6 protein-coding genes are annotated in these 7,545 nt (G+C 70.6%); 5 read left to right on the forward strand and 1 reads right to left on the reverse strand.

Annotation, left to right across the window (positions count from 1 at the left end; translation table 11 throughout):
• The first annotated feature begins 78 nt into the window (after window positions 1–78).
• The 4 genes from manA to ACIRFL_RS33090 all read left to right on the forward strand — a co-directional run bounded on the left by manA (window position 79) and on the right by ACIRFL_RS33090 (window position 4,931).
• On the forward strand, window positions 79–1,230 hold the full coding sequence (gene manA / locus ACIRFL_RS33075; RefSeq protein ID WP_404035820.1) for a mannose-6-phosphate isomerase, class I: 1,152 nt from the start codon (window positions 79–81) through the stop codon (window positions 1,228–1,230).
• Between the two features lie 157 nt (window positions 1,231–1,387).
• Window positions 1,388–2,368 (forward strand): cation diffusion facilitator family transporter, encoded by a 981-nt coding sequence (locus ACIRFL_RS33080; RefSeq protein ID WP_404035823.1) that lies wholly within the window; start codon window positions 1,388–1,390, stop codon window positions 2,366–2,368.
• A gap of 295 nt (window positions 2,369–2,663) precedes the next feature.
• Window positions 2,664–4,121, forward strand: coding sequence for an adenosylhomocysteinase (gene ahcY, locus ACIRFL_RS33085; RefSeq protein WP_404035826.1), 1,458 nt, complete (start codon window positions 2,664–2,666; stop codon window positions 4,119–4,121).
• Window positions 4,122–4,316: 195 nt separating this feature from the next.
• Entirely contained in the window at window positions 4,317–4,931 is a 615-nt protein-coding gene (locus ACIRFL_RS33090; RefSeq protein WP_404035829.1) for a hypothetical protein, read from the forward strand.
• A gap of 14 nt (window positions 4,932–4,945) precedes the next feature.
• Here ACIRFL_RS33090 and ACIRFL_RS33095 read toward each other — a convergent pair whose 3' ends face one another.
• The gene (locus ACIRFL_RS33095; protein WP_404035832.1) at window positions 4,946–5,992 is read right to left on the reverse strand and encodes an RDD family protein; all 1,047 of its coding nucleotides are present in this window, start codon (window positions 5,990–5,992) and stop codon (window positions 4,946–4,948) included.
• A gap of 153 nt (window positions 5,993–6,145) precedes the next feature.
• On the opposite strand from ACIRFL_RS33095, the gene ACIRFL_RS33100 reads away from it, so the two are divergent.
• Window positions 6,146–7,153, forward strand: coding sequence for a stage II sporulation protein M (locus tag ACIRFL_RS33100; protein WP_404035835.1), 1,008 nt, complete (start codon window positions 6,146–6,148; stop codon window positions 7,151–7,153).
• The last annotated feature ends 392 nt before the right edge of the window (window positions 7,154–7,545 follow it).

Here is a 7,545-nt window from a genome sequence, read left to right on the forward strand (position 1 = left end):
GCCCGACCGGCCGTACGCGGGACGAACCCGAGACGTACACCGCGACACCACGCAGCAAACACCCGGCAGAGAGAACCCATGGACCGCCTCGACAACACCATCCGCCCCTACGCCTGGGGTTCGGCCACCGCCATCCCGAAGCTCCTCGGCGTCGAGCCGACCGGCGAACCACAGGCGGAGATGTGGATGGGCGCCCACCCCGGCGCGCCCTCGCGCACCGCGCGCGGCACGCTCGTCGACGTCATCGACGCGGACCCGAAGCGGGAACTGGGACCGGAGGCGGTCGCCAAGTTCGGCCCGCACCTGCCGTTCCTGCTGAAGATCCTCGCGGCCGGCGCCCCGCTCTCCCTCCAGGTCCACCCCGACCTGGAACAGGCCCGGCAGGGCTACGCGGACGAGGAGCGGCGCGGCATCCCGGTGGACGCCCCGCACCGCAACTACCGGGATGCCAACCACAAGCCCGAACTGATCTGCGCGCTCACCGAGTTCGACGGCTTGTGCGGCTTCCGTGACCCGCTGCGCGCCGCCGACCTGCTCGACGGCCTCGGCGTCGACTCCCTCAAGCCGTACGTCGACCTGCTGCACGCCCGCCCCGAGGACGCGGCGCTGCGCGAGGTCCTTACCGCGATCCTCACCGCAGACCGCGACGAGATGGCCCAGACCGTCGCCCAGGCCGCCACCGCCTGCGCCCGGCTCGGCGGCGAGCACGCCCCCTACGCGGGCATCGCCCACCACTACCCGGGCGACCCCGGCGTCATCGCGGCCATGCTCCTCAACCATGTCCGCCTCCAGCCCGGCGAGGCCCTGTTCCTCGGCGCCGGCATCCCGCACGCCTATCTGAGCGGACTCGGCGTCGAGATCATGGCCAACTCCGACAACGTGCTGCGCTGCGGCCTCACCCCCAAGCACGTCGACGTCCCCGAGCTTCTGCGCATCGTCCGCTTCGAGCCGGGCGACCCGGGCGTGCTCCGCCCGGAGGCGTCCCCGGACGGCGAGGAGGTCTACGAGACGCCGATCGACGAGTTCCGGCTCTCCCGGTACGTCCTGCCGGCCGGCGGCACCACCCACGACCTGACCCTGCCGACCCCGCAGATCCTGCTGTGCACGGCCGGCTCCGTACGGGCGGGCGAACACGAGCTGACCCCCGGCCGGTCCGTGTTCGTACCGGCGGCCGAGAAGGCGGAGGTGTCCGGCACCGGCACCCTCTTCCGGGCCACCGTACGACTCTGACCGGACTTGTCCGACGATCCGACCGAGGTTGTGGACACTTGCCGTTCCACCACCCGACGGGGCTGCAAGAATGGTCCACCGGCAAAGGGCGGGCAAAGGCGACCGGCACCGGCCTGGACGGCGTAGACGTACGTAGGCGAAGGGACAACGCGGACACATGAGCGCGTCAGGCGGCACCAAGGCGATCGTGGCGGCACTCGGCGCCAACCTTGCGATCGCGGTATCGAAGTTCGTGGCGTTCGCGTTCAGCGGCTCGTCGTCGATGCTCGCCGAGGGCGTGCACTCCCTCGCCGACTCCGGCAACCAGTTCCTGCTGCTCATCGGCGGCAAGAAGGCCCAGCGCGAGGCGACCCCGCAGCACCCCTTCGGCTACGGCCGCGAGCGCTACATCTACGCCTTCCTCGTCTCGATCGTCCTCTTCTCGATCGGCGGCATGTTCGCCGTCTACGAGGGCTACGAGAAGATCCGCCACCCCCATGAGCTGGAGCACTGGTACTGGCCGGTGGGCGTCCTCGTCTTCGCGATCATCGCTGAGGGCTTCTCCTTCCGCACGGCCATCAAGGAGTCCAACGAGCAGCGCGGCAAGCTCTCCTGGTCGCAGTTCATCCGCCGGGCCAAGGCCCCCGAGCTGCCGGTGGTCCTCCTGGAGGACTTCGGCGCCCTGATCGGCCTCGTCCTCGCCCTCGGCGGCGTCGGCCTGGCCCTGCTCACCGGCGACGGCATCTGGGACGGCATCGGCACCCTGTGCATCGGTGTCCTGCTCGTCCTCATCGCCCTCGTCCTTGCCGCCGAGACCAAGTCGCTGCTCCTCGGCGAGGCCGCCGGCGTCGAGGACGTCAAGAAGATCGAGGCCGCGATCACCGACGGCGACACCGTCACCCGCGTCATCCACATGCGCACGCTCCACCTCGGCCCCGAGGAACTGCTGGTCGCCGCCAAGATCGCGGTCCAGCACGACGACACGGCCACCGAGGTCGCCGACGCCATCGACGCCGCCGAGGCCCGCATCCGCGCCGCCGTCCCCATCGCCCGGGTCATCTACCTGGAACCGGACATCTACAGCGAGGCCGAGGCCACCCGCGGCCCCGACCCGGAAGCCGTCCCCGGCGGCCCCACCCCGCACACGGCCGAGCACTGACCCCGGCCCCGCCCCCACGCCCCGCCGCACCCGACGCCCCGGGAAAGGCGTGAAGTGTTCGCAGACCGACTGGGGACGGTCCCACCCTCCGGTGTAGCTTGGGACGGAGCCAGACGTCGCTGCTGATGGCGGTCGGGCGGCCCCGGTGCGGGCCGACCGAGGGAGAGAGGGCCTCCGACGGACTGCGCTGCGCGTACGTGGGCATGCCTGTGTCCTCCTTTCGGGCACCCCTGTGTCCGCCGCCGCGCAGACCAGCCGTACCCACCTCGACCCAACCCCCGAGGAGCAGCCCGCAATGACGACTGTCGACAACCGACAGGACTTCAAGGTCGCCGACCTCTCCCTGGCCGAGTTCGGCCGCAAGGAGATCACCCTCGCCGAGCACGAGATGCCTGGCCTCATGGCGATCCGCAAGGAGTACGCCCAGGCGCAGCCCCTCGCCGGCGCCCGCGTCACCGGCTCCCTGCACATGACCGTGCAGACCGCCGTCCTCATCGAGACCCTGGTCGCCCTCGGCGCCCGCGTCCGCTGGGCCTCCTGCAACATCTTCTCCACCCAGGACCACGCGGCCGCCGCCATCGCCGTCGGCCCGAACGGCACCCCCGACAACCCCCAGGGCATCCCGGTCTTCGCCTGGAAGGGCGAGACCCTGGAGGAGTACTGGTGGTGCACCGAGCAGGCGCTGACCTGGCCGGACAGCGCCACCGGCGGCCCCAACATGATCCTGGACGACGGCGGTGACGCCACCCTCCTCGTCCACAAGGGCGTCGAGTACGAGAAGGACGGCAAGGTCCCCGGCCTGGACACCGCCGAGTCCGACGAACACCGCGTCATCCTCCAGCTGCTCCACCGCACCCTCGGTGAGAACCCGCAGAAATGGACCCAGCTGGCCTCCGAGATCCGCGGTGTCACCGAGGAGACCACCACCGGCGTCCACCGCCTGTACGAGATGCAGCGCGACGGCGTCCTCCTCTTCCCGGCGATCAACGTCAACGACGCCGTCACCAAGTCGAAGTTCGACAACAAGTACGGCTGCCGCCACTCCCTGATCGACGGCATCAACCGCGCCACCGACGTCCTGATCGGCGGCAAGACCGCGGTCGTCTGCGGCTACGGCGACGTGGGCAAGGGCTGCGCGGAGTCCCTGCGCGGACAGGGCGCCCGCGTCATCATCACCGAGATCGACCCGATCTGCGCGCTCCAGGCGGCCATGGACGGCTACCAGGTCACGACCCTCGACGAGGTCATCGACAAGGCCGACATCTTCATCACCACGACCGGCAACAAGGACATCATCATGGCCTCGGACATGGCCAAGATGAAGCACCAGGCGATCGTCGGCAACATCGGCCACTTCGACAACGAGATCGACATGGCCGGCCTCGCCAAGGTCCCCGGCATCGTCAAGGACGAGGTCAAGCCCCAGGTCCACACCTGGACCTTCCCGGACGGCAAGAAGATCATCGTGCTGTCCGAGGGCCGCCTGCTGAACCTGGGCAACGCCACCGGTCACCCGTCGTTCGTGATGTCCAACTCCTTCGCGGACCAGACCCTGGCCCAGATCGAGCTGTTCACCAAGCCCGACGAGTACCCGACCGGCGTCTACACGCTGCCCAAGCACCTCGACGAGCGGGTCGCCCGCCTCCACCTGGACGCACTCGGCGTGAAGCTGACCACGCTGCGCCCCGAGCAGGCCGCGTACATCGGCGTGAAGGTCGAGGGCCCGTACAAGCCGGACCACTACCGCTACTGAGCACCGCCCCACAGGCGAATCTCCGGGGAGTGCGCGTCCCGCCACGGACGCACACCTCCGGCGCCGGCCCCTCCGAGGCAGGCCCCCGCACCCCCGTGCCGGGGGCCTGCCCCTTTGGTCCGACCGGCCGTCACACCGGCCGGGACGGTCCGTCGAGCAGACCGGACCACCAGCCCGTCAAGCCCCAGGACCCCCATGCCCCGCGGCCGCTATTCGCTCCTCGATCCGCACCATCGCACCCCCTTCGCACAAGAACACTTCCAGTGCGCCCCCGGCCCCTCCGGCTGGCGCTACGTCTCCCGGCTGACCACCCCTTCGGGCGAACCCAGCGGCTCCGTCGACCTCGCCATCGACGACCTCGGCCGCCCCATCCGCCTCGAAGTCCACGCGGCCGGCTGGCAGGTGCGCGGCGCCGCCCTCGACGGCGTCACCTGGGTCCGCACCGACCCCACCGGCTCCCATGCCACCGAAGGCAATGTGCGCGCCCACGCCTTCACCGGCACCTCTCCCGCCTTCCTCATCGCCACCGCCCGCCTCCTGCGCCTCACCCCTTCCGCCTCCGCGACCCGCGTACGCCTCGTGGCCTTCACGGACCCGGTCCTCGCCCCACGCACCGTGGACCAGTCCTGGGCCTTGGTGAACAGCGAAGCACACGCCACTGACAACGGCCCCCTGACCGTGGACGAATACCAGGTCACAGCCCTGGACACGGGCGAACGGCACACCGTCCACATCGCCGGCGACGTGGTGCTGGCCGCACCCGGCGTCGAACTGGAAGACCTCGAATCGCCCCCGTCGGCCTTCCGCTGACCCGGGTCACCCACCTACGCAGGCGGCACGAAGCCAGTGGCCGGACGGTCGGCCGGAGCCGGAGCCGGAGCCGGAGCCGGCGGCACAGGCGGCGCGACGGGCGCCGGAGCCCGCGTACCGTCCTGTGCGGGGTATCCCACCGGCGGCGAAGACGGCGGCTGGGCATACGCGCCCGGCGCGGGCGGCTGCGCCACCGGAGCGACATGACCGCCCGGCGCCCCACCCGCCGCAGGAAAACCGGACGGCGCCCCACCGGCACCGGGCACACCGCCGAAGGCCGCCCCACCGGCGGGCGCCCCCGCGACGGCCGCTCCGCCGCCGAAAGCCTTCCGGGCCTCACGCGCCTGACGCTCCTGCACCACCGCCGCCAGATACGCGGCCGGCGGAACACCCTGCGGCGCCGGGGCCCCCGTGCGCGCAGCCAGATCGGCCGCCAGCCGCTCCGCCATCGCCCACGACACCTGGGGGTCGAGCTGCTGCATCCGCGTCAGGTACTGACGGACCGCGAGCCACAGACCGTCCGGGACCGCGGACAGATCGAGCGCCGAGAAACGCCCCGCCAGCCACGGCGGCGGAGGCGGCACGAAACGGGCCTGCCCGACCGGCACCCGCTCCCGCACGACCAGCGTGCCCGCGAAGACATCCCCGAGCCGCCGCCCCCGCGCCGACACCAGTGAGGCGATGCACGCGACCACACCGAACGTCACCAGGATCTCCACGACACCGAGCGCCCCGCGCATCAGCGCGTGCCGGAACCGGATCGGCCCGCCGTCGTCCCGTACCACCCGCAGCCCGCACGCCATCTTCCCCAGCGAGCGCCCATGGCTGAGCGTCTCCACGGCGATCGGCCCGCCCACCAGTACCAGCAGGAACGACGCGATCGACAGCGCCATCTGCGCCGCGTCGTCCAGGGACGCCGTCGACGCCACCAGCACCGTGGCCACGGCGATATAGACGAGCATGGCCACGGTCAGGTCGAGCAACACCGCCAGTGCCCTGCTCGGCAGCTTGGCAGGGCGTAGTTCGAGCGCCACCGCCTCGCCCGTCACCAGCTCACTCACACCCGTCGTCCTTCCCCTGGTCCGCCCCGAGAACCGCAAGTCTGCCAAGCTGAGGGCGCATCGTGCGCCAGTAGGACAAGCTGACAGCGACAAAGAGCGGTCGACCAACGGCCGACGACCAGCCGACGACCGGCCGAGGAGCAGGCACAACCGATGGACCTGGACGTCTTCGTCTCCGCCCACCGAGCCGAGTGGGACCGCCTCGACGCCCTGCTGCGCCGACGGCGCCGCCTCAACGGCGCCGAAGCGGACGAACTCGTCGCCCTGTACCAGCGCACCGCCACCCACCTCTCGCTGATCCAGTCCAGCGCCCCCGACCCCCAGCTGACCGGTCGGCTCAGCCAGCTGGTGGCACGCGCGCGCAGCGCCGCCACAGGCACGCGCCGCGCATCCTGGCGCGACGTGACCCGGTTCCTGGGCCAGGGTTTTCCGGCCGCGGTGTACCGCTCGCGCCGGTGGTGGGTACCGACCGCACTGCTGTCCACGGCGGTCGGGGTCCTCCTGGGCTGGTGGATCGGTACGCACCCGGAGGTGCAGTCGTCGATCGCCGCCCCCAGCCAGCTGCGGGAGCTGACCCGCCCGGACGGCGAATACGAGACGTACTACTCCAGCCACCCCGCCGCCTCGTTCGCGGCCCAGGTCTGGACGAACAACGCCCAGGCCGCCGCGCTCTGTCTGGTCCTGGGTGTCTTCCTGGGCCTCCCCGTGCTCTGGATCCTCTTCCAGAACATGCTCAACCTGGGCGTCGGCTTCGGCCTGATGTCGTCGGCCGGCCGGCTCGACACCTTCCTAGGCCTGGTCCTCCCGCACGGCCTGCTGGAACTGACCGCCGTCTTCGTCGCCGCCGGGACGGGCCTGCGTCTGGGCTGGACCGTCATCGACCCCGGCCCGCGCACCCGCCGTACGGCCCTCGCCGAGGAGGGCCGGGCCGCCATCGGCATGGCGATCGGGCTGGCCCTCGTCCTCTTCCTCTCCGGAGCCATCGAAGGCTTCGTCACCCCGTCGGGCCTGCCCACCTGGGCCCGCATCGGCATCGGAATCGCCGCTGAGCTGGCCTTCCTCGCCTACGTCTTCGTACTGGGCGGCCGCGCTGTCAGGGCCGGTGACACGGGCGACCTGGAGACCTCGGAACGCAGCGCGACCGCTCCGATGGCCGCCTGATGTGCGGGCACCGTCGGTGACCTGCTAGTCTCCTCTTCGCCCCCGGGGACCCGTTGACACGGGTCGAGTGGGGAGGTAGATTCAAACAGTTGCCCAGAGCTGGACATGCTCTGTGGTACCCGTTAGAATTTATCCGCTTCTCGTGGAGTGACATTCCGAGAAGCCCATCCCGATTTACTCAGGAAATGAGTGGCCGGTCTGACCGGTCAAGAACTTCTGATAAAGTCGGGTCCGCCGGAAAGGGAAACGCGAGAGCGGGAACCTGGAAAGCACCGAGGAAATCGGGTCGAGAAAAGATCTGATAGAGTCGGAAACACCGAAGGGAAGCGCCCGGAGGAAAGCCCGAGAGGGTGAGTACGAAGGAAGCGTCCGTTCCTTGAGAACTCAACAGC

The organism is Streptomyces sp. NPDC102462 (genome assembly GCF_044765425.1).
GTDB lineage: Bacteria > Actinomycetota > Actinomycetes > Streptomycetales > Streptomycetaceae > Streptomyces.

Bases quoted from the DNA above. Each gene is read 5' to 3' on its own strand.
- manA (WP_404035820.1), top strand. From the start codon at position 79: ATGGACCGCCTCGACAACACCATCCGCCCCTACGCCTGGGGTTCGGCC.
- ACIRFL_RS33080 (WP_404035823.1), top strand. From the start codon at position 1,388: ATGAGCGCGTCAGGCGGCACCAAGGCGATCGTGGCGGCACTCGGCGCC.
- ahcY (WP_404035826.1), top strand. From the start codon at position 2,664: ATGACGACTGTCGACAACCGACAGGACTTCAAGGTCGCCGACCTCTCC.
- ACIRFL_RS33090 (WP_404035829.1), top strand. From the start codon at position 4,317: ATGCCCCGCGGCCGCTATTCGCTCCTCGATCCGCACCATCGCACCCCC.
- ACIRFL_RS33100 (WP_404035835.1), top strand. From the start codon at position 6,146: ATGGACCTGGACGTCTTCGTCTCCGCCCACCGAGCCGAGTGGGACCGC.